Here is a 25,486-nt window from a genome sequence, read left to right as displayed (position 1 = left end):
ACCGCCCGGAGCCGGGCACGGCGGGCCACACCCCCACCACCACGCACCGCAACCCACACCCACACCACGACCGCAGAGCAACCCACACCCCACCACGACCGCACAGCGAGCCACAACGCCACCAAGCCGGCGAGCCACGACGCAGAGCAACCGCCGATCACACCCCGCGGCCCCACCACCGGTACTAGCCTCGACGACAGGGCCGGGCGCGACGCCTGCGGAGGTGATGCCGGATGGCCGCAGCCACCGAGGCGGCCGTGCTGGTCGGGCTCGGCTCGGAGCGCAACCTGCCGGTGGTCAGGCTGGCCGCGCAGGAAGCCGCCGCGCACGGCCGCCCGCTGTGCCTGCTGCACGCGTTCAACTGGACGGCCGCGCTGGAGGCCCCGTCGATCGCGGGGCCGCGCGCCGAGGCCGAGAATCTGATCTCCAGGGCCGCCGAGATCGCCGCCGAGGTCGACCCGGCGCTGCCGGTCAGCGGCGAGATCGTCGAAGGTGCCGTCGTCGCCACCCTGGTCCGCCGGTCGGAGTCGGCGTTCCTGCTCGCCATCGGAGACGCCGGCATGGCGGCCTGCGGCGACTGCGTGCCGGCCGACGTACCGGCGGTGCAGCTCGCCGCCCGGGCCGGATGCCCGGTGCTGGTGGCCCGCCGGGATCCGCCGCCGCAGGGGCCGGTGCTGGTCGGGGTGGACGGCTCCGCCAGTTCCCGGGGCGCGTTGGAGTGGGCGTTCGAGTGCGCGGCCCGGCGGGAGTCGCGACTGCTGGCCGTCCGGGTCGTCGAGCCGGAGGAGGGCACGGAGGACCCCGGCCTGCTCGTCGAGTTGGTGGCGCGGTACGCGCGCCGGTTCCCGTCGGTGCCGGCGGAGTGCCACACGATCCGCGGCGACCCCGGTACCGTCCTGGTCGATCAGTCCCGCTCGGCGCAGGTGGCGCTGGTCGCCGCCCGGGGCGACGAGCCGTGGCGGGGCATGCTCGGCGCGGTGAGCCAGGCGTTGCTCTACCACTCCCCCGCGCCGGTGATCGTGGTGCGCGGCCTGACGGGGGGGCCGGTGGACGGGGCGTAACGCCCGCCCGGCGCGGGACCAACGGCCCTGATCCACATCGACGCCGACCGGCGAAGCTGGGACCGGCCCGGACGAATCCGCGCTCCGAGGATGCAGGATTCCCCTATCCGCGAGAGGCTCATGCAGTATGGACACCGCTCTCGACCTGCACAGCCCCCTGACCCGAGACGAGCTGCGCCGGCTGGACGCCTACTGGCGGGCGGCGAACTACCTGACCGTCGGGCAGATCTACCTGCTGGACAATCCGCTGCTCCGCGTGCCGCTGGCGCCCGAGCACGTCAAACCGCGGCTGCTCGGCCACTGGGGCACCAGCCCCGGACTGAACCTGCTCTACGCCCACCTCAACCGGGTGATCGTCGCCCGTGACCTGCGGGCCATGATCGTGACCGGGCCCGGCCACGGCGGCCCGGCGATCGTCGCGAACACCTGGCTGGAGGGCACCTGGAGCGAGCGGTACCACCACATCGGCCGCGACGAGGCCGGCATGGCCGGGCTGTTCCGCCAGTTCTCCTTCCCCGGCGGCGTCCCGAGCCACGTGGCGGCGGAGGTGCCGGGTTCGATCCACGAGGGCGGCGAGCTGGGGTACGCGTTGAGCCACGCCTACGGCGCGGCGTTCGACAACCCCGACCTGCTGGTCGCCTGCGTCATCGGGGACGGGGAGGCGGAGACCGGCCCGCTCGCGGGGAGCTGGCTGTCCAACGTGTTCCTCAACCCGGCCCGCGACGGCGCGGTGCTGCCCGTCCTGCATCTCAACGGCTACAAGATCGCCGGCCCGACCGTGCTGGACCGGATCCCCGAGGGCGACCTGCTGGACATGATGCGCGGCTTCGGCTACCAGCCGTACGTGGTGGCCGGTGACGACCCGGCGACCGTGCACCAGACGCTCGCCGCCACGCTGGACCGGGCGCTGGACGAGATCGCCGACATCCAGCGGCGGGCCCGCTCCGGGGGCACCGTCGAGCGTCCCCGCTGGCCGATGATCGTCCTGCGTACGCCGAAGGGCTGGACCGGGCCGCGGGACGTCGACGGCAAGCGGGTGGAGGGCACCTACCGCGCGCACCAGGTGCCCCTGGCGGAGGTACGGAAGAACCCGGAGCACCTGGCCGAGTTGGAGCGCTGGCTACGCAGCTACCGCCCGGAGGAACTCTTCGACGCGACCGGCGCGCCGGTGGCCGAGCTGGCCGAGCTGCCCCCGACGGGCGACCGGCGGATGAGCGCCAACCCGGTCACCAACGGCGGGCTGGTACTGCGCGACCTGAGGCTGCCGGACTTCCGCGACTACGCCATCGACGTGCAGCGGCCCGGCGAGACCGTGGCCGGGGCCACGGGCGTGCTGGGCCCGTGGATACGCGACGTGATCACCGCCAACCCGGAGACGTTCCGCCTCTTCGGCCCGGACGAGGTCGCCTCGAACCGGCTGGGCGCGGCGTTCGAGGTCACCGACCGGGCGTGGATGGCCGGGACGGTGCCCGGCGACGAGCACCTCTCGCCGGACGGGCGGGTGATGGAGGTCCTCTCCGAGCACCTGTGCCAGGGCTGGCTGGAGGGCTACCTGCTCACCGGCCGGCACGGCATCTTCACCAGCTACGAGGCGTTCATCCACATCGTCGACTCGATGGTCAACCAGCACGCCAAGTGGCTGAAGGTGACCCGCGGCATCCCGTGGCGCACGCCGGTGGCGTCGCTGAACTACCTGCTGTCGAGCCACGTGTGGCGGCAGGACCACAACGGCTTCTCCCACCAGGACCCGGGCTTCATCGACCATGTGATGAACAAGAAGGCCGAGGTGGTACGGGTCTACCTGCCGCCGGACGCGAACACCCTGCTCTCGACGATGGACCACTGCCTGCGCAGCCGGCACTACATCAACGTGGTGGTGGCCGGCAAGCAGCCCGCGCCGAACTGGCTGTCGATGGACGAGGCGGTCATGCACTGCCGGCGGGGCATCGGCATCTGGGACTGGGCCAGCACCGACGGCGGCGAGGAGCCGGACGTCGTGCTCGCCTGCGCCGGCGACGTGCCGACGCTGGAGACGCTGGCCGCCGCCGACCTGCTGCACAAGCACCTGCCGGAGCTGAAGGTGCGGGTGGTCAACGTGGTCGACCTGATGCGCCTGCAACCCCCGACGGAGCACCCGCACGGGCTGTCGGACAAGGAGTTCGACACGATCTTCACGCGGGACAGGCAGGTCATCTTCGCCTACCACGGCTACCCGTGGCTGATCCACCGGCTGACCTACCGCCGGACCAACCACGACAACCTGCACGTGCGCGGCTACAAGGAGGAGGGCACCACCACCACGCCGTTCGACATGGTGATGCTCAACGACCTGGACCGCTTCCACCTGGTCATCGACGTGATCGACCGGGTGCCGGGGCTGGCCGCCCGGGCCGCCCACCTGCGGCAGGACATGGTCGACGCGCGCCAGTCCTGCCGGGATTACACCCGCCGCTACGGCGAGGACGACCCTCGGGTCGCAGAATGGCGCTGGGTCCGCGAGACGGAGGCCGGTCTGAGGAGTGAGGCATGAGCGGCAACGAGATCCTGGTCGGCTACGACGGCTCCTCCGACGCCTCGGTCGCGCTGGAGTGGGCGCTGGAGGAGGCCGGCCGCAGCGGACGCCCCGTCCGGCTGGCGTACGTCTTCGAGTGGGTCACCGTGGCCGGCTGGGTCGGCCCCGGCATCGCCCCGGGCATCTGGCCGGACGAGGCGGCCCGCCGGCAGGTCGAGGAGCTGGTACGCAAGGCGGCGGCGGACGCGGTCGCCGCGCACCCGGAACTGACCGTCACCGGTGAGGTGTTCGACGGGCCGCCCACGGTGGTGCTCCAGGAGCGTTCGAGCCGGGCCGGCCTGCTGGTGCTGGGCACGCGGGGGCACGGCGGTTTCGGCGGGCTGCTCGTCGGCTCGACGGCGGTGGCGGTCACGGCCCACGCGCACTGCCCGGTGGTGGTGGTCCGCCAGGAGGCAGCCGCGGGCGGGCGGACGGGGCCCGTGGTGGTCGGCGTGGACGGCTCGGAGTGCTCGCTGGTGGCGCTCGGCTTCGCGTACGAGCAGGCGGCCGCCCGGGGGCTGCCGCTGCGCGTGCTGCGGGCCTGGCACCCGGGGCCCGGCCAGCGCCCGCCGTCGGGGCCCGAGGCGTGGGAGGCGACGGCCGCCGACCGGGCCGAGCTGGACGAGCCGCTGGCCCGCTGGAGCCGGTCCTTCCCCGACGTGGAGGTCGACGTGGCGGTGACAGCGGGCAGCCCGGCGTCCCTGCTGGTCGACGCCAGCCGCACCGCGTCCCTGGTGGTGGTCGGCACCCGCGGCCGCGGCGGCCTGACGGGGATGCTGCTCGGCTCGGTCAGCCAGCAGCTCATCCACCACGCCCACTGCCCGGTGGCCGTGGTCCGGGAACGCTGAACGAGGGGCCCGCCCGGGGCTCCGCCGGGCTGGGGCACGATGGGGAGAAACGAAAGGTCGTGACGATGAGCCACGAAACGCCGGCCAGGGACCGCCCGCTGACCACCGCCCTCGCGGAGGCCGCCGCGACGGCCGGGCACGCCCCGTCCGTGCACAACAGCCAGCCGTGGCGGTGGCGGGTGCTGCCGGACGCGTTGGAGCTGCGCGTGGTCCGGGATCCCCGGCTGACCGCCACGGACCCGGAGGGCCGCCTGGTGGCGTACAGCTGCGGGGCGGCGCTGCACCACGCGCGGGTGGCGCTGGCCGCGGAGGGCTGGACGGCCGTGGTGGAGCGGATGCCCGACCCGGACGCCCCTGATCTGCTCGCCCGGCTGACCGGGCTGGCCCGCGTGGAGGCCGACCCGGAGGCCATGCGCCTGGTGCAGTGCATGCAGGTCCGGCACACGGACCGGCGCCCGGTCAGCGACGAGCCGGTGCCGACCGCCACCCTGGGGCGGATCGCGGCGGCGGTCGCCGCCGAGGGGTGCCAGCTCCAGTTCCTCGACCGCGACAACATCCTGGAGCTGGCCGCCGTCGCCAGCCACGCCGCGACGGTCGAGGCGGAGGACTCGCAGCTGCGCGAGGAGTTGGAGTACTGGACCAGCCGGGGCGGCTCCGGCACCGGCCTGCCGCCGGAGGTGCTGCCCGCGGAGGCGCCGCAGACCACCGTGCCGGCCCGGGACTTCGGCCGCCCCGGCACCCTGCCGGTCGGTCCGGGGCACGACCGGGCCGCCGTGTACGGGCTCCTCTACGGCGACGAGGACGAGCCGGACAGCTGGCTGCGCGCCGGCGAGGCGCTCTCGGCCGCCTGGCTGACCGCCACCCGGCTCGGGGTGTCGGTGGTACCGCTGAGCGGCGTGGTGGAGGTGGCGGGCACCCGGCAGACGCTGCGCGGGCTGCTGGCCGGCCTCGGCTACCCGTACCTCGTGCTGCGGCTGGGGATCGCGGACCCGGCGCACGCCGGCCCGCCGCACACCCCGCGGCTCGAGGTGCGGCAGGTGGTGGACACGTCGGCGGTCCGCTCCGGGGGCGCGTAGCGCGCGCCGTCGGCCACGGCCACCGGGAGATACCATCGCCCGGTGGCCGCCAGCGCACCGAACCCCCCGCACGAACCGCACGTGACCCCCTCCCTGGGGCTGAGCCCGCTGTCCCGGATCCGGCTCGACGAGCTGCTCCAGGAGATGCTGGACCGGGTCGGCGAGGTGGTGACCAGCCGGGAGCGGCTGCGGGCCCTGCTCGACGCGGTGGTCGGCATCAGCACCGACCTGGATCTGCGCAGCACCCTGCAACGCATCGTGGAGGCGGCCTGCGAGCTGGCCGGCGCCCGCTACGGCGCGCTCGGCGTGATCGGCCAGGACCGGATGCTGCACGACTTCATCACCCACGGCATCGACGCGGAGCTGCACGCGAAGATCGGCGACCTGCCCCACGGGCGGGGTGTGCTCGGCCTGCTCATCGACGATCCGCGCCCGCTGCGGATGCCCGACATCACCCAGCATCCGAAGTCCTACGGGTTCCCGCCGCACCACCCGCCGATGCACAGCTTCCTCGGCGTGCCCGTGCGCATCCGCGACCACGTCTTCGGCAACCTCTACCTGGCCGAGAAGCAGGGCGGCGCGGAGTTCACCGAGGACGACGAGGAGATCGTGGTCGCGCTCGCCGCGGCGGCCGGCGTGGCGATCGAGAACGCCCGCCTCTACGCGCTGGCCCACCGGCGGGAGCGCTGGCTCGCCGCGACCGCCGAGATCACCGGCGTGCTGCTGGGCGAGGTGCGCCGCACCGACGCGCTGGCGCTGGTGGCCCGACGCGCCCGCGAGGTCGCCGAGGCGGAGGTGGCGCTGGTCCTGCTCTACGACCCCGACGCCGAGGAGTTCACCGTCGAGGTGGTGGACGGGGCGGACGAGCAGGCCGGCGCGCTGGTCGGCACGGTGCTGCCCGCGGCCGAGACGAGCTTCGCCGCCGCCGTCGCCGAGGGCCGGCACGACCAGGTGGCGGACCTGGCCCACGCCGCGCCCTGGCCGGCGTTGCTGAGCACCGGACCGGCGGTGGTCTCCCCGCTGGCCACCGCCGACACCCTGCACGGCGTGCTGGTGATCGCGCACCGCCCCGACCGGTTGCCCGTGGCCACCGACGACGACATGGCCCTGTTGGGCAGCTTCGCGGGGCAGGCCGCGCTGGCCATGGAACGGGCCCGCGGGCAGGAGGAACGGGAGCTGCTGGTGGTCCTGGAGGACCGCGAGCGGATCGCCCGGGACCTGCACGACGTGGTCATCCAGCGGCTCTTCGCCACGGGCCTGCAGTTGCAGAGCGCCGCCCCGATGGCCACCCGGCCGGAGCTGGCCAAGCGGATCAACGCGGCGGTCGACGACCTGGACGCCACCATCAAGGACATCCGCCGCACCATCTTCGAGCTGCGCACCCCGATGAGCGCGGCGCTGCGCACCGAGATCCGCGAGGCGGTCGAGGTGGCCGCCGAGTCACTCGGCTACCGGCCCCGCCTGGAGCTGACCGGGCCGATCGACAGCGCCGTCCCCGACGAGGTCCGTCCCGACGTCACCGCCGTGCTGCGGGAGGCGCTCTCCAACGCCGTACGTCACGCCCAGGCCACCCGGTTGACCGTGGCGGTGCGCGTCGACGCCGGCAGGGTGACACTGACCGTCACCGACGACGGGGTGGGCTGCGACCCGGCCGCCGCGCGCGGCGGGCTGGTCAACCTGCGCGAGCGCGCCGAACGACACGGTGGCGAGTTCGAGGTACGCCGGGCCGAGCCCCGCGGCACCGAACTCCACTGGTCCGTCCCCCTGCCCGCCTGACGCCGCGACCCGGCGCCCGCTCGTGTGGGCTCCTCGCGCGCGCTGTCGAGCTGCCCCACGGGACGGGGCAGGACGACGGGCGCGACGGTCGGTGGCGGTCAGCGGGTCTTGCCGAGGAGCCGGGTGGCGAGGACGGCGGCCTGGGTGCGGCGCTCCAGGCCGAGCTTGGCCAGCACGCTGGAGACGTAGTTCTTCACCGTCTTCTCGGCCAGGAACATCTTCCCGGCGATCTCCCGGTTGGTGAGGCCCTCGGCCACGTACTCCAGGATCCGCCGCTCCTGCTCGGTGAGCGACTTCAGCTCGCGGGGCTGCTCGACGCCGCTACGGATGCGCTCCAGCACGCGGGTGGTGATCGCCGGGTCGAGCAGCGACTGGCCGGCCGCCACCCGGCGCACGGCGTCGACCAGGTCGGTGCCGCGGATCTGCTTGAGCACGTAGCCGGCGGCGCCAGCCATGATCGCCGCGAAGAGCGCCTCGTCGTCCTCGTACGAGGTGAGGATCAGGCCCTTGATCGACGAGTCCACGGCCCGGACGTCCCGGCACACGTCGATGCCGTTGCCGTCGGGCAGCCGCGCGTCGAGGATCGCCACGTCCGGCCGCAGGGCCGGGATGCGGCGGGCCGCCTCCTGGGCCAGACCGGACTCGCCCACCACCTCGATGTCACCGCTGCTCTGCAGCAGGTCGGCCAGGCCACGACGGACGACCTCGTGGTCGTCGAGCAGGAACACGCGGATCATCCCTCGTTTCTACCCCGTACCCACCGGGTTCCGCACGGGCCGAAGGTCCCGAACCGGCCCGTCCACGCCGTCGTCCGGCCCCACTCCACCGGGACGCCCGTGGGCAGGTGGGCGGAGCCAGCCGGGCCGAAGGCCCTCTGACCTGCGACGGAGCCGGTCGGGCCGAAGGCCCGTGACCTGGGACGGGGCCGGTCGGGCCCGGCGGGACGGGACGTCCGGCCCTGCCCGCGCCCCACCCCGCTGACGCACCGTGGAGGTGTACCGGACGGGGACGGCACGAACTGCCACGGGAAGGAGCACAATCATGGACACCGGCTTCACCGTCGAGCAGCTACGGGCCGCCGCGACCGACGCCGTACGGGCACCGTCGCTGCACAACACCCAGCCGTGGCGGTTCCGGCTGCGCGACGGCGGCATCGAGGTGCTGGTCGACCCGGCCCGGCGGCTGCCGGCCACCGACCCGAACGGCTGGGGCGTCCGGATCGCCTGCGGCGCGGCGCTGTTCAACCTGCGGCTCTCCCTCGCCGCGGCCGGCGCCCCGGCGACCGTACGGCTGCGCCCCTACCCGGCGGAGCCGGACGTGGTGGCCCGGCTGGTCCCGGACGTGCCGCGCCGCCCCACCCCCGCCGAGCAGGCCCTGCACGCGGCGATCCCCCGCCGGTTCAGCAACCGGGCGCCGTTCTGGCCCGACCCGGTGCCCGCCGACGCCCGCTGGCGGCTGGCCGAGGCGGCCCGCGCCGAGCACTGCTGGCTGGAGCTGCTGATCGGGGTCAGCGCCGTCAACGCGTTCGCCGAGATCGCCCGCAGCGCCCACCGGGTCCTCGAACGCGACCCGGCGTACGTGGCCGAACGCCAGGAGTGGGTGCGCTCGGCCCCCGCCCCCGACGGGGTGCCGGTCGCGTCCGGCGGTCCGCTGGGCGAGCCGCAGGACCTGCTGCCCTCCCGGGGCTTCGGCGGCCTGGACCGGGCGCCGGGGCGGGACTTCGAGCCGGAGCCGCTGGTCGTGGTGCTCGGCTCGCCCGGCAACACCGCCGTCGACCAGGTCGTCGCCGGCCAGGCGTTGCAGCGGGTGCTGCTGACCGCGACGGATTCGGGGCTGGCGGTGTCGATGCTGTCCCAGCCGATCGAGGTGCCGAGCGCGCGGGAGCGGTTGCGGCTGTCGCTGGGGCGGTTCGGCACGCCGCAGATGGTCATGCGCATCGGGTACGGCCAGCCGGGCTGGCCCACCCCGCGCCGCGCCGTCGAGAAAGTTCTCGATCTGCCGGTGCCGCACGTATAAGCAACGACTCCTGGCTGCCCAACGGCCGGCAATTCACGCAACAGGTGATCCCTGCGACGACTGCCGCAGGGATCACCATGATTGCGCCGTGTTACTGCGAAGAAGGAACCGACCAGTCCCAGTCGGGCTCACTCTTAAACCTGGACAGCACCTCCGGATATGAAACGAACTCACCGTGGTTGGTATCAAGAAGCCCGTTGAGTTGCGGAAGAACGACCTCGAGCAGCCGCCGCACGCAACCGACGCCAGAATATTCGACGAGGATGCCCTCGGCTTCGTTTACACGACCAGCTATATCTTCCAGTTCCCCTTCTTCATACTCCGACATGACGTCGTTGGAAAGATCGATACCGAACGAGCATTCGCCGATCATCAAGAGGTCGAACGGCTCCCTCCGGTGATACTCTCCCGCCCTCCGCAAGCGGTTTTCAAGCTCCGACCTACCCATGGGGTCGGACAACAAAATGATTGTTGGGCGCATCCCATCCCCCACCTGCGGCTCTAAGGCTTGATGACTTCCAGGAGAAGTTCCTTATCCCTCGTGACCATGATCCCCGCCCGCTCCAGCCCCTTGACCACACTTCCTCGAGCTTGAGGAATATACACGACCACGGGGAGATTCGTGAGTGTCTGCGTCTTGAGAGCCTGCTTCAAGGCACCCTTGGCATTTCCACTCTTCACCTGAATCACGGCGTTCCTTGTCACAATGTCAAAGTCAGTCAAAGGCTCAGCGTTCTCGCCTATGATCTTGATGCCTTCCGCCCGCACATGTCCCGGGTAGCGCCCTTGAATCTCGGCCACAAGTTCCGGAACGAGTGGATCGTCGCCCTTGCCAACCAAGTGGGAGGGAACCCCTGGGCCACACCCATTGTTATGCACGAGCACAGGCGCGTCGTCGACCATGACGAAATAGGTGTGCAACTCGGCAACAGTCAGGTCGTGCATCACCTTCGCTCCGACGTAGGAGCGAACGGCCCTTACCGTAACCTCGCGCCCGTCGCCCGAACGCAACTTCTCACCAACTCGTAGGTCCGCCGCATAGACCCACTCATCCCGTTCTTCACTCCAGAACGGATGGTGATTCGTAGTCCGGAGGACCGACTCACCCCCACCCTCCACAGCAACCCGCACGTCAGTCAGATCCGTGTCCTCGTTACGGTGGAGTTGGGTGACCGACTTAGCTGCCGTGCGGCCGGTTTCGGGATCGGCGGCGACAACCTGATCGCCTTCCTTCAGTTCCTCAATCGGCCTTTCCGCCCCGTCAGGCATCAGGACCCTTGTGCCGGGGGCGAAGCTGTGCTTGACGAGACACGACTCCGCCTGTTCGAGGACGTCATCGGCCCACTTGGACTCCTCGGACCACTTCATCAACGCCTTGCCCGCCCGGCCGAGCATCTTGACCAGGTCTCCGGCCTTGTTGGCCAACTGGAGGGCCTTGCCCCACGGCAGCATGCCGGCGAGTGACCAGGCGCATGCCTTCAGGTCACCGCCGATGCAGTCCATGATGTCGTTGATGCCGAAGAACTCGAGCAGGATCTGACCGCCGGCCTTGATGATGATGTCGATGGCGTTCTGCTTCTTGATTTCCTTGGCACGCTTGATCTGCTCGTCGGTGGGGCCCTTTCTCCCACCGCCCTTGCCGCCCCCGTTGCCGCCGCCAGCCTCGTGTGCAGCCCGGGCCGCAGCCCAGTCGTCGTCGCCGCACTTGCCGTTGCAGCCGTCGTTGGGGCCGTCGACCTCGTGGTACTCGCCGTACATGTCCTCGTAGTCCGCACCGTCGCGACAGTTGTCGTCGGAGCAGGACTTGAGGCCGGTCGGGTCGGCGAAGGTGACCGGGCTGTTGTTGCCGTAGGCGTAGGCGTTCCACTGCTGCGGATCGGTCAGGTCCTGGATCGGGTCGACCGAGATGAACCGCCCCAACCCCGGGTCGTACTGCCTGGCCCCGATATTGGTCAGACCCGTCGGGTCCTTGTCGCCGCCGACGAAGCCCTTGCTGTTGGTCCACTGCGGCTGGCTGCCGCGCGGATCGCCGTACGGGGTCTGCCGGCGGACGCTGACCGCCTGCGTGCCGGCGTCGATCGCCGTCTGCTGGGTGCCCTGGTGGTCGGTGTAGAGCCACGTCAGCCCGGTCGGGGTCCGGTTGCCCACGGTCTTGCCGGCGAAGCTGTAGTAGCGGGTTCCGGTGACGACCGAGGTGTTCTCGCGCCGGATCTCCTGTCCCGGCAGGTAGAGGGTGGTGCCGGTGGCGTCGCGGCGGATCAGCCGCACCCCGTCGGCGTCGTAGATGTTGGTCTCGACGGTCTGCCCGCCCGCGCTCACCGAGGCGAGCTTGCCCTCGGAGTTCCAGTTAAGCGTCTGGGAGTTCGCCCCGGTGTCGCAGGCGTTGGCGGCGGTGCCGACCGGCCGGCAGGTCATGTTGCCGGCGTCGTCGTAGGCGTACGTCGTGGTGACCGCCGACTGGCCCGGCGCCTCGGTGACGACCTGGGTGACGGCGTGCGGACGGACCACGTCCTTGCCGCTGGTGGGCGCCGTGTAGGAGCGGGTGGTGTCGCCGGCGGCGGTGTGGACCTTCTCGGTGCTGCGGTTGCCGACGTCGTCGATGCTCCACTCGTGCCAGTACGGCGCCGGGCCGCCCAGGTTGGGCACGCTCGGGTCCGCCGCGCAGTCGATGCCCGACTTCGGCGTCCACGCGGTGGTCATCCGCCGCAGCTCGTCGTAGCCGAAGCACTGGGTGTCCGCCGCGCCGACCTCTGGAGTGTCCGCGATCGACAGGATGTTGCCGGCCGCGTCCCGGGTGAAGCGGGTGTCCGCCACCGTCCCGGTCGCGGTCTCCGGCTTGATCTTCACCCGGTCGACCCGACGGGTGGTCAGGTCGTAGTAGGTGGTGTCCTGGACGTAGACCCCACCATCGGTCTTGCGGGTGGTCAGCGTCGGCTCACCGTACTGGGTGTAGTCCTGGCCGATGACGTAGCGGCCGACGTTGATCAGGTTGGTGGCCAGTTCCGTCGGCAGGCCGGTGACGGGGTCGTACTTCGTCTCGACCTTCTCGGTGGTCAGACCGCCACCGGCGGGGTAGGTGATGGCAGCCGGGCTGCCGTCGTAGGGCGAGTATCCGTAGGCGTAGATCCACGTGCCGGCCAGGCTGGTGCCCTCGTTGGCCGGGATGACGTAGTTCGCGCCGGTCGGCTGGTAGCGGGTGTTGAAGCCGCGCGCCTGCCACTTGTAGGCGTTGGCGGAGCCCGCCGACTCGTATCGGATGCTCTGGGTGAGCTGACCGCGGACGGTCTCGCCGCTGTAGAGCTTGTCGTACTTCCACTCGGCGAGCTTGTTCGTCGCTGCGATGCTGCCCTGGTAGAGACCGGTCCGCCGGCCCAGCGAGTCGTACTGGTTGACCAGCACGTTCTCGTTGGCGTCGGTGGTCGTCTCCACCTGGTCGTACTCGGTGTAGGTGGTGGTGGTCGTGCCCTTGTCCGGATCCTTCGCGGTGATCTGCCGGCCCTTGACGTCGTAGGTGTTGACCCACTCGTTGCCGCCGGTGTCCTTGACCAGCGTGAGCTGGCCCTTGCGGTTGTAGGTGTACGTGGTGACGTGGTCCGGCTTGACCCCCGTCTTGTCGACCTGCTGACGCAGTTCGACAGTGCGGCCCTCAATGTCGGTCTTCGACGTGGTGACGGTGCCGCCCTCCGGCGGGGTCACGGTGGTGGTGTCGCCCAGGTACCGGGTGGTGGTGCGCCACTTCTCGACCAGGTTGGTGACGCCGTCGGTGCCGAAGAAGACCCCGTCGGTGGCCCGGGAGGCATTGTCGTAGACGGTCTTCGACAGCGCCGGCACCGACCACTCCGGCTCCCACCAGAGCGCGCCCGAGGGCGCGCCCGGCTCGGCGTGCGCCTGGTAGGTCGTCACGGCCCGGCCGACGGCGTCGTACAGGGTGTCGGTGACGACCCGGTCGCCGCCCACGCCGGCGACCTGCGTCTGGCGCGGCCGCAGGAAGGCGTCCTTGATGTCGTACGCCGTCAGGTAGCCGCCCCCGGCGTGCAGCGTCCGGCTCTTCGTGTACGGGTAGGCGTCCCGGTTCGGCGCGTACGAGTAGGTGTGCTCGACCGACGGGCTGGTCGGGTGGTCGGCCTTCGACCAGCCGATCTTCCAGCCCCGGGCGAGCCGACCCATCGGGTCGTACTCCATGTCGGCGACCCGGCCGTTGTAGTCGGTGGTCCGGATCGGCGCGCCCCAGTAGGGCCGGGTCTCGATCGTGGTGGTCCAGTTGGTCGTGCTGCCGTTCGGGTCGGGCGTCTTCGTGACGACCTTGGTGACCGGGCCACCGGTGGCCGGGGTGTACTCCGTCGTCACCGTCCGGCCGCGCACGTCGGTGGCGGTCGTCGGCCGCCCGTACGCGTCGAAGGTGGCCTGGCTGACGGTCTGCCACACGGTGCCACCGGCGGCCGACCAGTCCTTCAGCCGGTCGACCCGGGTGACCGCACCCGTCGTCGGCGCGGTGTCGACGCTGGTCGCGCCGTCGTAGAACTTCCGCTCGTCGGCGAGGATGTCGTCCTGGCTGGCCGGCGCGGTGGCGCAGGGCACGGCCTTGACGGTGGTCTGCTTGACCGTCTGCGTGATGTTCGCGCCGGTGTTGCGGTTGTAGAGGTAGGTGGTGCACTTCTCGTCGCCGGTCTTGGCGATGTCGCCGTCGAACTGGACGCTGTCCGTGGTGCCGTAGGTGTCGTTGAAGTTCGACACCGTGCGCGAGACCCGCCAGCCCGACCCGCCGTCCACGCCCAGGGCGGTCCCGCTGTACGTGATCCGGATGTTGGTCCAGCGGGCGGTGACCTCGTCGCCGTTGATGGTGCGGGTGGCGAGCGCCGGCGAGCGCCAGGGCACGTTGACGGTCTTGCTGACCGGCTTGGTGTCGACGCCGTTGTAGATCACCTGCTCGCGCACCATGCCGGCGAACTGGTCCTCGTCGTACACCGTCTCGGTGCCCAGGGACGCGGCGACGGTGACCTCGCGGGTGCCGCCGGACTTGTTCAGCCGGTCGCCGTGCATGCCGCGCAGGAAGGTGGTGCGGGTCAGGGTCTGCGTCGGGGCGTCACCCTTGCGGACCTCGACCTGGGCGTAGCCGCGGAACTGGTTCCAGGTCTTGCGCTTCGGCTTGACCAGGCCGTTGTCGTCGGCGTAGTGCCACGCCGGCGTGCCCAGGTACTTGTAGTAGGTGTTCTGCACCGGCTGGCCGCGGTCGGAGCCGCTGGCCATGACCATGATGTCCGACTCGGACACCTGCTTCACGACGTACTTGTGCCAGTACTCCGTGAGTTCCTTGCTGGAGTCGTACGGGTCCGGGCCGACCACCGGGTAGCAGAGCCGGGTGTTGGTCTCCGGCGCCGACGGCAGGCTGCCGGAGGTGCAGTCGGGCAGGCTGTAGGTGACCTGGATCTTGCCGCCGGTCTCGGTGACGATGTTGCCGATCCGCATCCGGTTGTTGCTGGTGTTGTTCTTGCTGAGGACCCGGTTCGGCATCGACACCGGCTCGAACGTCACCGGCGGCATCGCCTCGGTGCCGCCGACGAGGCCCTTGTACTGCAACGAGCTGAGCCACAGGCCGGCGTGGTCGCTGCCGTCACCGACCGAGGGGTAGGTGTGGCCGAGCGTCCACGAGTCGACCGGCTGCCAGGCCGGGGTGGTCTTGGTGGTGTCCCAGACCTGGGTGGTGACGGTCGACAGCCGCTTGGTGGTCCAGAACGTCGGACCGTAGTTCTCCTTGCAGTCCGCCGCCCCGGCCGTGCACTCCTGGTCCCACGGCACGTCCTTCCAGTGCGCCGCGTCCTTGACGTGGCAGTCCGACGCGCACCGGTCGACGCTGTTCAGGACGACCTGCGCGAGCGGGGTCACGGACCGGTCGGTGGCGCCACGGTCCCAGGTGCCGTAGTCGATCCGCTTCAGCACGCCGCCCCGGGTGTACAGGGCCTTGTTGGTCGACGTGGCGTTCTTGCCGTAGTAGTTGGTCTCCTTGTCGTACCAGTACGACAGCGTGTTGCCCCGGGGATCGACGACGTAGTCGAGGTTCCACCGCCACGTCTGGTTGCAGAACGACGAGGCGAACGACGACACGTTGCACGGCTCGTTGGTGTGGTTGCCGGCGACGGGGACGGTCCACGCCGAGTTCGTCGCGCTGCCCTGCCCCGGCAGGTTGTTCAGGCCGAAGAAGTACTGCACGCCGTCGGACGTGGTGACTTTCCAGTGCTCACCGTTGTCGTCGCCGTTGCCGGCGCCGGTCAGCTTCTCGATCTTCGAGCCGTCCTCGCTGCGGGTGTGCCAACCCTTGCCGGCCTCGTAGATCAGCTCGCCGCCGCGCCCGTTGAGCGACAGGGTGGCGTTGTCGGACCGCCAGCACTGGTCACCGGTGCGGTTGGTGCTGTTGTTGCCGCCGGTCATGTCGTCGGCGCACGGCACGTAGCTGCGCTCGATGTAGCCGGACCAGAGGTCGAATCCCTCACCGACCCAGGACGGCTGGCTGTTCGACGCGTCCGACTGGCCGTCGACCTTGTCGGAGGTGTAGGACAGGCCCAGGGTCGGCGCCGGGCCGCCGATGGCCGGCGGCATCCGCATCGGGTACGACCAGGTGAAGCCGCCCGTCGACGTGCCCGCCGACCAGGTCGCGCTGGCCGACATCGGGGTGGCGGAGAAGTCGCCCTCCGGCCCGGAGGAGCCGGCCGCCAACGCCACCAGCGTGGTGGTGGTTTCGGCGCTCCGCGCGTCCGCGCCGCTCGCCGTGACCGGCACCTCGGCGCTGACGGAGCTGCCGTCGTTGCGGGACTTCAGCGGGGTGGCCGCGCACTCGGCCTTCCCGGGGGTGCGCAGCCCGCACTCCGGCACCTGCCAGAGCGTGAGCCGCGACGACCAGTTGCCACCGAAGGCGTGCTTGAAGCCGCGGTAGTCCACCGAGACGGTGGCGGCGGCCGGCTGGGGCGCGGCCCCGTCCGGCGCGGCGGTCGCGCCCGCCCTGGTCGCCGGCGGGTCGGCGCTGGCGCCGCCGACGCGCAGCAGCAGGCCGTCGCGCCAGCGCGCCGGCACCGCCGACCGGTCCAGCACCTCCACGGACACCGCCGACGCGCGGTCGCCCGCCGCGCCGGGGGCGCGGCTCACCGACACCGGCAGTGCTCCCGCCTTGACCGGAGCAGCGGCGGCCCGCCGCTCGCCGGCCGGGGCGTCGGGCAGGGTCACGGACGCCTTGCCCGGCTCCGGCCACACGGGGGCGGCGAGCTTCGCGCTCTCCGCCTCCTTGACGGGGTACGCCCGCCCCTGCGCCGTGCCGCCGTGCTTGTCGAGCCTCTCCCGCTGGCCGGTGAGCTTCGTCGGGTCGGGCGCCGCCTGCGCGGGCACCGACAGGCCGGAGACGGCGAGGGTGCCGGTGAGCGCCGCCGCCACGGCGACATAGATCCGGTTAGGCCGCTTTCGCAGCTTTTGTGGTGGTTCGAGGAGTGGTTTCGGGACGCGTTTCACTGTGCCTCCACAGGCTCGGTCGCAGGGATCGATGGAGAGGAAGAGGGGTGTGAGGGGGTCAGTCGACCGGCTCGACGGTCTCGGCGGACTCGGAGTTGAAGAGGATCTTGACGGCGGTGTCCGTCAACGCGCCCTGGTAGAGACCAAGGTCGTCGATGTCACCGAGCCACCGGTCGGTCATGCCCGGTGTTCCCCCGGCCGGCGTCCACTGTGCGTCGCCAACGACCAGCGGGCCGGTGGAGTCGAACGCTCCGGTGAAGGTGCCCGAGAAGGGGACGTTGGCCTCGAGGACGCCGTTCACGTAGAGGCGGATCTGTCGTCGGGAGGCGTCGTGGACTCCCACCAGGTGGGTCCACCTGGAAAGGTCATCCTCATCCATCAACCGGGACATCATCAGCGCGTCTTTGCCGTTGCCGTTCACATCGCTGTCGGCTCCGAAGACGGTAAACGACCACCGGTTTTCCGTGACGCCGTTCACGACCTTCACCCGCTGCCCGAGGTAGAAGGCGGACTGCTTCGCGCCCATCTGGGAGACGGCGGTCCGCGTGCCGCCGAGCGCCAAGGGGCGCACCCAGACCGCGACGGAGAAGGACTGGTCGGTGCGGAGGACCCGGCCGTTCTGCCAGACGGGGTTCTGGGGCTCGCCGAGGTTGTCCTGGGAGAGGCCGTACTCGCGGGTGGCCAGGCCGTAGTAGGGGTCGGTCGTGTCCTCCGTGAAGTGCACCGCGTCGAGCAGCAGCCCGTCGTCACGGTGCCCGGCCCCGACGTTGCTGCCCTGGGTCAGGGCCAGGTGGCGGCCGAACTGGCCGGCTTCGGGAGCGCTGCACAGCGTCGGGTCGAGGAACTCCTCGTAGCAGGGCTGGGCGCCGGAGAAGGTCCAGTCGCCGACCTTGACCGCGCTGAGCATGCCGGGCTCGTCGAAGCCGCCCGACTCCGGGTCCTCCGCGGACTGGCCGACGAAGTCGTGGTCGACGAGGATCCGGTCGTAGACCTGGACGTCGGCCAGGTTGCCCTTGAAATAGTTGCTCACCGCGCCGGAGCTCCAGCCACGCCCCACGGCGAACTTGCCGTTCGCGCTCCAGGGCGTCGCGGTCCGGGCGACCTCGGCGGTCAGGGCGCCGTTGACGTAGAGCCGCACCTTGCCGGCGGTCTTGTCGTACACGCCCGCGATGTGCGTCCAGCGGCCCACGTCCGCGGAGGTCAACGCGGTGCTGCTGAACGCGGCCCGGCTCGCGCTGGACTGGAGGTCGGTGTCCTTCATCAGGAACGACCAGCGCGGCGTCGCCGGCGAGCCTTCGAGACGCGTGCCGAGGTGGAACCCGGCGGCGCTCACGCCCTCCTGCGAGGCCACCACCATGTCCGCCGTCGTCGGCAGGGAGTTCAGCCGCACCCAGCCGGCAACGCTGAACGACCTGGTGGTGTCGACGACCTTGGTCGTGGTGGTCAACGCCGAGGAGGTGCCGTTGAAGGAGGCCGTCTCGCCCCGGATCAACCTGAGGTCACCGGTCCAGGAGACGCTGCCTCCGGTGAAGGAGTTGTCGCCGGCCAGCGTCGGCTGGCTGTCCGTCATCGGTCCCGGGTTGACGCCCGGATAGTTCTCCAGTCCCCAGCGGGCGATCGCGGGCGTCGGCCGGGCGGCGGTGAACTCGTGCGAGCCGTAGCCGACGTTGCCGGCGCCGTCGACGGCGGAGACGGAGATGGTGTTCTGGCCGTACTTCGGCACCATGAGCGACACGTTGGCCTGCTTGCCCGTGACGGTGGCACCCGTCGACGGGTCGGTCCAGGTGCCGGTCGTGGCGGCGATCTCCGTGGTGGGCGGGTTGACCCAGCCGTACCGGAACTTCGTCACGGTGGTGTCGGTGGAGCGGACCGCGAAGGTGGCCACGGTGCCCGGCACCGGGTTCGCCGAGGTGAGCGTCGCGGTCACCGGGGGCACCTTCGTGTCGGCCATGAACTTGCACCAGTCGGACCAGACGCTGGTGCGGCTGTAGGGGGCGGGGTCGGTGGCCCTGGCGCGGAACGCGTACGTGACGGCCTCGGAGACGGTCACCGCCGCCGTGGTGGAACGGCCACCGGCGGGCACGGACGCTCCGGCCGGCGGGGTCCGGCGCGGCGTCGACGCGTCGATGACCCCGTTTGCGGGCACCTGCACCCACTCGTACGCCGTGGTCAGCGCCTGGGTGCTGTCGGCGTCCGGGAAGATCGCGGAGAAGGTCGGCTTCAGGGTGCCGATGACCAGCGTGGTGTTGGTGGGGCAGGCCACGCCGGCTGCCTGGAGGCTGCTGGGCTTGCCCGGGATGTTGTCGTAGTCGACGATCAGCTTGGCGTTGTTGGGGAAGAACTTCTTCCACCGGTCGGTGGTGGACTCGCCCGAGCCGTCGGTGGCGCTGCACGCGCAGAAGCCGAAGGTGATGTTCGTGGCGTTGCTGGTCGCGTGGGTCTGGATGACGCTGGTGACCGCCGAGCCGGTGAAGTTGACCGTCATGTCCGGCTGCGGCGAGTCCGAGCAGCCCGAGCCCTCGTTGGCGTGCGAGCTGGCCGACGACTTGAGGCTGTTCAGCTTGGGGGACCAGCCGGTGCGCGGCGTCGAGGCGATGCCGCCCGAGTGGTACATGTACGTGGGCGTGTTTCCGCAGGACCAGGAGTGGTCCAGCTTCATCTGCACGTACGCCGACTCGATGTGCTTGCCCTTCATGGCGGTGAGGGGGAAGTCGAAGAAGGAGCGGTACAGCCTGCCGCTCTCGGGGTCCTTGCCCACCCGGGCGACGGTCGTGTCGGTGTTGTTGCTGTTGTTGCTCGTCGCGTACGCCCACCGGGACTTGCCGGTCGACCACGCCGGGTCGATGTAGACGGGGAACGTCGCGTTCGCCGGGGCGAGCAGCTTCGCGTCCGGCCGCAGCACCAGGTCACCGCCGGCCACCTCGACACCCACCGGCGCGGTCTTCGCCGCGTCACCCGGCGCCGCCGCCGACGACCGCGACGGCAGCCCGCCACCGGTCGGGGCGTCGGCCGCCGGCGCGCGGTCCGCTCCGGCCGACCGGGCAGTGGCGGCCGACGGGGTGTCGTTCGAGTCCCACATGACGGCGGGTTCGGCCGAGGCAAGCAACTCGCCACCCGCGAGTGCGGACAGCCGCCCGTCGGCGCCCCGCACCACCCGGGCGTCCCCACCAAGGTCGAACCGCAACTCCCGCAACCGCGGATTCGCCGCCGCCTGCGCCGACCTCACCACGAACACATGCGTGAAACCCGTCCGCGTCGCCCGCAACACCAGATCCACGCCCGGCATGACGTCCGCATACGTCGCCGCATCCCCGGACACCACCGGCTTCGGCAACCCACCCGGCCACGACAGACTCAACGACTTCCCCCGCCGGGTCAGCGTCACCGCCGCACCCGCACCACCATCGGAGAACCACACATCCGCCACCGACGCCACCGGACGCCACCCATCCGACCCACGCCGCAACGACAGATCCACATCCGCCCACGACCCGTCCGACCGCTTCACCCGCTGCGGCACCACCGCCGACTCCGACGTGAACCCACCCGACGGATTCGCGAACACCTGCGTCAACTCCGTCCGAGCCGACGCCACCTCCACCCGCCGACCCGACCGCACCGCCGCCACCGCCGCCGACCCCGCATCCGGCGCCACCGAGGGATCAGTCCGCGGCGCCGCCGGAGCGGCCTGGCCCGCCGACGGCACCCCCAGGACCGAGGCGACGAGCGTCCCGGCCACGAGCGCGGCGACAGCCGCGCGAGTGCGGTTCGTGGGCTTTGGTGGTTGTTTGCGTGATGAATTCGGGACGCGTGTCACCGTGTGCCTCCAAGGCGTGATCGAAAAACAGCGGAACCTGGTGAGGTGGAAGGGAACCGGTGGTGCTCAGCCCACGGCGTCGGTGGCCGTCGTGGACCCCTCGGAGAAGATCTGCTCCACGGCGACGCTGGTCAGCGCACCCTGGTACAGGCCGACGTCGTCGATGTCGCCGTGCCAGCGGTCGACCAGCAGGGTGCTGCCACCGGGTGGGGTGTACCGGGCGGCGCCCACGTAGAGCGGGCCGGTGGCGTCGAAGGCGCCGGTGAACGACCCGGTGCCGTACGCGACGGTCGACTCCAGCTTTCCGTTGACGGAGAGCCGGACCTCCCGGCGCGACTGGTCGTGGACCCCGACCAGGTGTGTCCAGGTCGACAGGTCGTCCTCGTCGTTCATCACCCGGGACGTCATCATCGCGTCGGCCACCCGGCCGTTGAGCCCGTCGACGTCGACGCCGAAGACGCTGAACGACCACCGGTGCTCGACCGTCCCGTTGACCGTCCTCTGCCGCTGCCCGGGGCAGGACGGGCACCTCTCGACCTGCGCGCAGGCAGCGGCCAGCGGCCAGTAGTCATCGCAATCCCCCGTGGAAGATGAGAACCAGTCGGCCGAACTGTAGGGGCGCCCCCGACCCTTGTCTATATCGATCACGGTCCGTGACTTCGGACCGGATTTCGCCGCTCACCGGGCACCGGGAAACCACCCACGGTGAACGCTTTCCCGGCAGCGCGACGCGGCCGTCCACTCAGGACAGTGGACGGCCGCCGTCGTGCCGGTGGTGTCGAAGCGGGATCAGGCCCGGGCCGGGCCCGTCGCCGACAGCAGCGCCGCCTCCCGCTGCGGGGCCAGACCGACCGGGGCACGCTGTGGCCGGCCCGCCCGCGGCGGGACCGTGCCCACCTTCCGCAGCCACGCCCAGGTGTCCGCGACCGTCTCCGTCACCGGGCGGCAGGTCAGCCCGGCCGCGTACGCCTTCTCGACGCCACGCTCCTGCAACCAGCGGTACTCGTGCCCGGCCGGGATCCAGGCCGGCAGGTCGTTCCACGGCACCACCCCGGCGGCCAGGATCGGCTCCGGGTCGGTCCACCGCAGCCGGGCGTCGGCGCCGGTGACGGCGACGCAGGCGTCGAGCAGTTCGCCCATGGTCGCGTGCCCGGTGCGGCTCACCACGTTGAACGTCCCGCCCAGCCCCTCCGCGCCCCGGTCCAACATCCAGGCCGCCAGGTCCCGCACGTCGACGTACTGCAACGGCAGGTCGACCGGGCCCGGCGCCAGCACCTCCCCGCCCCGGGCGATCCGCTCCAGCCACCAGGGCAGCCGGCCGATGTCCTCCCCCGGCCCGAGGATCAGCCCGGCCCGGGCCAGCAGCGCCCGGTCGCCGAACACCTCCCGCACGGCCCGCTCGCCGCCGGCCTTGTTGTGCGGGTAGTCGCCGTCGTCGGCGTCCGACTCGGCGTCCACCACCGGGGCCTCCTCGCCCACCCCGTCGACGACCGGCTGCGCGTAGACCGAGCCGCTGGAGACGTAGACGTAGCTGCCGACGCGGTCGACCAGCGCGCGGGCGGCGTCCCGCGCCGCCCGGGGCGCGCCGTCCCAGGTGTCGACCACCAGGTCCCACTCGCCGTCCGCCAGCGCCGCCAGGCCGCCGGGCGCGGTCCGGTCACCCCGCAACCGGCGTACGCCCTCCGGGGCCGCGCCGTGCAGGCCCCGGTTGAACACCGTCACCGACCAGCCCCGACGCACCCCCTCGGCGACCGTGGCGCCGCCCACGAAACCCGTCCCACCCAACACCAGCAGTCTCATGGGCTCCACTGTGCCGGCTCGGACCGGCCGTCCGGCCCCCTGTTCACGGTGAGCGGATCTGCCCAGGGCAGAAGATCCGCCGGGCGACGGGACAGGGACCACGTGGCGGAGCGCACAGCCCCGGGCGTACGCCTGGAAAGCACGAAGGCCCGCCACCGACGACGGTGACGGGCCTCGTGGATCATCCGGTGGGCGATACTGGGTTTGAACCAGTGACCTCTTCCGTGTCAAGGAAGCGCGCTCCCACTGCGCCAATCGCCCGTGGTGGCCACCCGGGCCCGGCAGGCCGGGCCGGCAGGGGCGGGATGCGAGCGGACGACGGGATTCGAACCCGCGACCCTCACCTTGGCAAGGTGATGCGCTACCAGCTGCGCTACGTCCGCGTGCCGCCGGTGTTCCCCGGCGACGGGATGAACTCTACCCGACGGCAAGATCGCCCGGCACGCCGCCCCGCCGGCCGCCGCGGACGATTCCCGCGCAGCCGATGGTTGCGCTGGTCAGCCACCGGGTACTGACCCCCTTCGACAGCACACCACATCCCCTGACCAAGGAGGCTGTCGTGGGTATCGGCACCAGCATCTTCCTGATCGCGCTCGGCGCGATCCTCACCTTCGCGCTCGACGCGAGCCTCGGCGGCATCGACCTCGACATCGTCGGCTGGATCCTGATGGCGGCCGGCGTGCTCGGCCTGATCATGACCACGCTCATCTGGGGACGCCGCCGCCAGGTGGTCAGCACGACCGAGCCGGTGGAGTACCGGCGGGTCGAGGAGCGCCGGGACGTCGCCCCGCCGCTCTGACCGACCGACCCGCGCGGCCGACGGAGTCGGACGGCCGTCGGACGCACCGCGACGCACGTGCCGGGCACCCGCGAGGGTGGCCGGCACGTCGACGTCACCGGCACCACCCGCCGTACGCCGACCGCGCGGCGGCCCCACGCCCGACAGCGCGCAGGCCGCTGCCGGCCGGCGGCGCCCCGCCCGCCTGCGGCGGCCCACCCCGGGGCGCCTCCCCGAGGGGCGGGAGCGCCGGCGTGCCGGGCGTCACCCCTCCCCCGCCTCTCCTCGTGACCCCCGCCACCCGGGTACTACCGTCTGCTGTCGTGCGGACGGAGCAGGACGGGTCGCGAACGCCCGGGCGACAACCGTCGCGAGTCCGCTTCGAGCGCGCCGAGGCCGTCGTCGCGATGACCCGCCTCGCCGCCGGCCCCGATCCCGTCCGGGCCATCCTCGACACACTCGCCCGTCGATCCACCGCGGCTGCCCTGATCGGCGTGGACGGCACCCTGCTGACGGTCCACCCGGGCCGGAGCCCGCTCGACCGGACCGTGCTGGGCGCCGCCGCCCGCGCCGTACCTGAGCTGCACGGACGCGGCACGCCGGCGGCCGTGCGGGGCGGCGCGGGCACGCCCACCGTCCACCTGGTCTCCCTCGGCGCCGGGGAGGCCGACGACGGCGCGGGGTGCGACCCCGACCGCGGGACCGAGCCCGCCCCCTGGCTCGCGGTGGTGGACCCGCTCCCCGGCGACCCGCTCGCCGACGCGGCGCGCGTCCTCGGTCTCTGCTGGCGGCTGGAACGCTCGGAGCGGGCCCGGCGGCGGGTCGCCGCCGGCGACGTGCGCAGCCGGGAGGCGGTGCTGCACCTGCTGATGGTCGGCGACGTGGCACCGGCCCGACGTATCGCCGCGGCACTGCGTCCCCACCTGCCCGACCTGGTCCGGGTGTGCGTCGTCGAGTGCGCGCCCCGGCGACGCGACGAGGCCGCCGGGCAGGTGACCCGCGCGCTGGGCGGGCGGGCCTGGGTGGTGCCCTGCCCGGTCCGCTCCCGGCACCTCATCGCGCTGGTGCCGGCCCCGGACCGCGCCGGGCCGCGAGAGGCCGGCGACGCGGACGCGCTGGGGATACTCGTCACCGGACGGGTGCCCGGGACGCGGATCGGGGTGAGCGAGCCGGTCCCGCTGCGCCGCACCGCCGCCGGCTACGAGCAGGCGTTCCACGCTCTCGCGGTGGCCCGGAACGGACCGGACGGGCACTGCCGCTTCGACCGGGCGACGGAGCTGCGCGCCCTGCTCGGCACCGCAGGGCAGGACTGGGCGCGGACGCTGCTGGCGCCGTGCCTGTCGTACCGGCCGGCCCGACGGATCGATCCCGACGGGCAGGAACTGCTCGCCACCCTCAACTCCTGGCTCGCCTTCGACGGCGCGGCCCACCGGCACCTGCGGATCCACCGCAACACCCTGGCGGCCCGGCTGGCGCTGCTGCGCGACCGCCTCGGGCTCGACCTGTCGCGGATCTCCGACCAGTCGGTCGCGTGGTTGGCCCTGCACCTGCTCGGTTCCGCTGCGACCCCGGAAGGCGTGCCGGAGGCACCGCCCGTCGTCGGTGGTGGCGCGGACGACGCGTTCGGGCAGGGGGCGGTGGCCGGCAGCCGGTGGGTCGGCCTCGACCGGCTGCTGGCGACCCCCGCCCTGCGCCTCTGGGCACGCGGCCAGCTCGCCCCCCTGGAGGCCGGCGGTACGCCCGTCGCCCTGGTCACCGTACGCGCGTGGCTGCGCGCCGAGACACGACTGCCCGACACCGCCACCGCGCTCGGCGTCTCGGTGTCCGCCGTACGCAAACGCCTCGGCCGGGCCGAGCAGGCACTGGGGCGTTCCCTGCTGCGCGGGCCGAGCGCCCGGCACGAGCTCTGGCTCGCCCTGCGGGCCCTCGACGCGACCGCCGACGCGGGCCTGGTCGACGACCCGGCCGGGTGGCCGCCCGCCTGAGCGCCGGTGCCTCCCGCCCGTGCGCCCCGGGCAGCGGCACCGGTCGCGGTCGCTGTGCAGCCCGACACCGCCGGCGCCGCCGCTGTGCGGATCGGTCCTCGCGCCCGGCCGGCGGTGCTCCCTACCGTGTGATGGGAGACGGCGGCGAGGACGCCACCATTCGAGCCCGACCGGCGATCCGGTGAGCTGACGACCGACGTCCGGACGCGCCGCAACGGGGGACGCGTCCGGCCTGCTCCGGGGGGTGCGGCCGCCCCGTCCGCGACGACCCCGCGGGCGGGCGG

The 25,486-nt window shown here is 72.1% G+C and carries 14 protein-coding genes and 2 tRNA genes; 8 read left to right on the top strand and 8 right to left on the bottom strand.

Annotated elements, in window-relative coordinates; all coding sequences use genetic code 11:
- Window positions 1-233: 233 nt before the first annotated feature.
- The 5 genes from ABT006_RS29680 (at window position 234) to ABT006_RS29660 (ending at window position 7,312) form a co-directional block, all read left to right on the top strand.
- Entirely contained in the window at window positions 234-1,061 is an 828-nt protein-coding gene (locus ABT006_RS29680; protein ID WP_350711712.1) for a universal stress protein, read from the top strand.
- A 127-nt stretch (window positions 1,062-1,188) separates the two neighbouring features.
- Complete coding sequence (locus ABT006_RS29675) at window positions 1,189-3,591, top strand: phosphoketolase family protein (protein WP_350711711.1); 2,403 nt, start codon at window positions 1,189-1,191, stop codon at window positions 3,589-3,591.
- Window positions 3,588-4,460 (top strand): universal stress protein, encoded by an 873-nt coding sequence (locus tag ABT006_RS29670; protein WP_350711709.1) that lies wholly within the window; start codon window positions 3,588-3,590, stop codon window positions 4,458-4,460. Before ABT006_RS29675 ends, ABT006_RS29670 begins: the two co-directional genes overlap by 4 nt.
- 65 nt (window positions 4,461-4,525) lie before the next feature.
- Window positions 4,526-5,536 (top strand): Acg family FMN-binding oxidoreductase, encoded by a 1,011-nt coding sequence (locus tag ABT006_RS29665; RefSeq protein ID WP_350711707.1) that lies wholly within the window; start codon window positions 4,526-4,528, stop codon window positions 5,534-5,536.
- A gap of 99 nt (window positions 5,537-5,635) precedes the next feature.
- The gene (locus ABT006_RS29660; protein WP_350711719.1) at window positions 5,636-7,312 is read left to right on the top strand and encodes a sensor histidine kinase; all 1,677 of its coding nucleotides are present in this window, start codon (window positions 5,636-5,638) and stop codon (window positions 7,310-7,312) included.
- 98 nt (window positions 7,313-7,410) lie between these two features.
- On the opposite strand, the gene ABT006_RS29655 is transcribed toward ABT006_RS29660, so the two are convergent.
- Entirely contained in the window at window positions 7,411-8,049 is a 639-nt protein-coding gene (locus tag ABT006_RS29655) for a response regulator (protein WP_350711705.1), read from the bottom strand.
- Window positions 8,050-8,353: 304 nt separating this feature from the next.
- On the opposite strand from ABT006_RS29655, the gene ABT006_RS29650 reads away from it, so the two are divergent.
- Window positions 8,354-9,328: an Acg family FMN-binding oxidoreductase gene (locus tag ABT006_RS29650; protein WP_350711704.1), complete on the top strand. Its 975-nt coding sequence runs from the start codon at window positions 8,354-8,356 to the stop codon at window positions 9,326-9,328.
- A 91-nt stretch (window positions 9,329-9,419) separates the two neighbouring features.
- Here ABT006_RS29650 and ABT006_RS29645 read toward each other — a convergent pair whose 3' ends face one another.
- The 7 genes from ABT006_RS29645 to ABT006_RS29615 form a co-directional block, all read right to left on the bottom strand.
- On the bottom strand, window positions 9,420-9,788 hold the full coding sequence (locus tag ABT006_RS29645) for a hypothetical protein (protein WP_350711702.1): 369 nt from the start codon (window positions 9,786-9,788) through the stop codon (window positions 9,420-9,422).
- A gap of 41 nt (window positions 9,789-9,829) precedes the next feature.
- Entirely contained in the window at window positions 9,830-16,747 is a 6,918-nt protein-coding gene (locus ABT006_RS29640; protein WP_350711701.1) for a polymorphic toxin-type HINT domain-containing protein, read from the bottom strand.
- 133 nt (window positions 16,748-16,880) lie between these two features.
- Window positions 16,881-20,207, bottom strand: coding sequence for a LamG-like jellyroll fold domain-containing protein (locus ABT006_RS29635; protein ID WP_350711699.1), 3,327 nt, complete (start codon window positions 20,205-20,207; stop codon window positions 16,881-16,883).
- Between the two features lie 498 nt (window positions 20,208-20,705).
- On the bottom strand, window positions 20,706-21,287 hold the full coding sequence (locus ABT006_RS29630; RefSeq protein ID WP_350711698.1) for a LamG-like jellyroll fold domain-containing protein: 582 nt from the start codon (window positions 21,285-21,287) through the stop codon (window positions 20,706-20,708).
- A 141-nt stretch (window positions 21,288-21,428) separates the two neighbouring features.
- Window positions 21,429-22,439: an NAD-dependent epimerase/dehydratase family protein gene (locus tag ABT006_RS29625; protein WP_350711696.1), complete on the bottom strand. Its 1,011-nt coding sequence runs from the start codon at window positions 22,437-22,439 to the stop codon at window positions 21,429-21,431.
- Window positions 22,440-22,628: 189 nt separating this feature from the next.
- Window positions 22,629-22,700 (bottom strand) — tRNA-Val (locus ABT006_RS29620).
- 49 nt (window positions 22,701-22,749) lie between these two features.
- A tRNA-Gly gene (locus tag ABT006_RS29615) sits at window positions 22,750-22,822 on the bottom strand.
- A 176-nt stretch (window positions 22,823-22,998) separates the two neighbouring features.
- On the opposite strand from ABT006_RS29615, the gene ABT006_RS29610 reads away from it, so the two are divergent.
- Complete coding sequence (locus tag ABT006_RS29610) at window positions 22,999-23,238, top strand: DUF6458 family protein (RefSeq protein WP_350711694.1); 240 nt, start codon at window positions 22,999-23,001, stop codon at window positions 23,236-23,238.
- A 302-nt stretch (window positions 23,239-23,540) separates the two neighbouring features.
- On the top strand, window positions 23,541-25,202 hold the full coding sequence (locus tag ABT006_RS29605; RefSeq protein ID WP_350711693.1) for a helix-turn-helix domain-containing protein: 1,662 nt from the start codon (window positions 23,541-23,543) through the stop codon (window positions 25,200-25,202).
- The last annotated feature ends 284 nt before the right edge of the window (window positions 25,203-25,486 follow it).

The organism is Micromonospora sp. NPDC002717, assembly GCF_040295705.1.
In the GTDB taxonomy this organism is placed as follows: domain Bacteria; phylum Actinomycetota; class Actinomycetes; order Mycobacteriales; family Micromonosporaceae; genus Micromonospora.
Note: the sequence above shows the minus strand (reverse complement) of the source record. Positions and strands in the feature narration are given on the sequence as shown.

Coding starts and splice junctions, on each gene's coding strand:
- ABT006_RS29680 (WP_350711712.1), top strand. CDS start 234: ATGGCCGCAGCCACCGAGGCGGCCGTGCTGGTCGGGCTCGGCTCGGAG.
- ABT006_RS29675 (WP_350711711.1), top strand. CDS start 1,189: ATGGACACCGCTCTCGACCTGCACAGCCCCCTGACCCGAGACGAGCTG.
- ABT006_RS29670 (WP_350711709.1), top strand. CDS start 3,588: ATGAGCGGCAACGAGATCCTGGTCGGCTACGACGGCTCCTCCGACGCC.
- ABT006_RS29665 (WP_350711707.1), top strand. CDS start 4,526: ATGAGCCACGAAACGCCGGCCAGGGACCGCCCGCTGACCACCGCCCTC.
- ABT006_RS29655 (WP_350711705.1), bottom strand. CDS start 8,049: ATGATCCGCGTGTTCCTGCTCGACGACCACGAGGTCGTCCGTCGTGGC.
- ABT006_RS29650 (WP_350711704.1), top strand. CDS start 8,354: ATGGACACCGGCTTCACCGTCGAGCAGCTACGGGCCGCCGCGACCGAC.
- ABT006_RS29625 (WP_350711696.1), bottom strand. CDS start 22,439: ATGAGACTGCTGGTGTTGGGTGGGACGGGTTTCGTGGGCGGCGCCACG.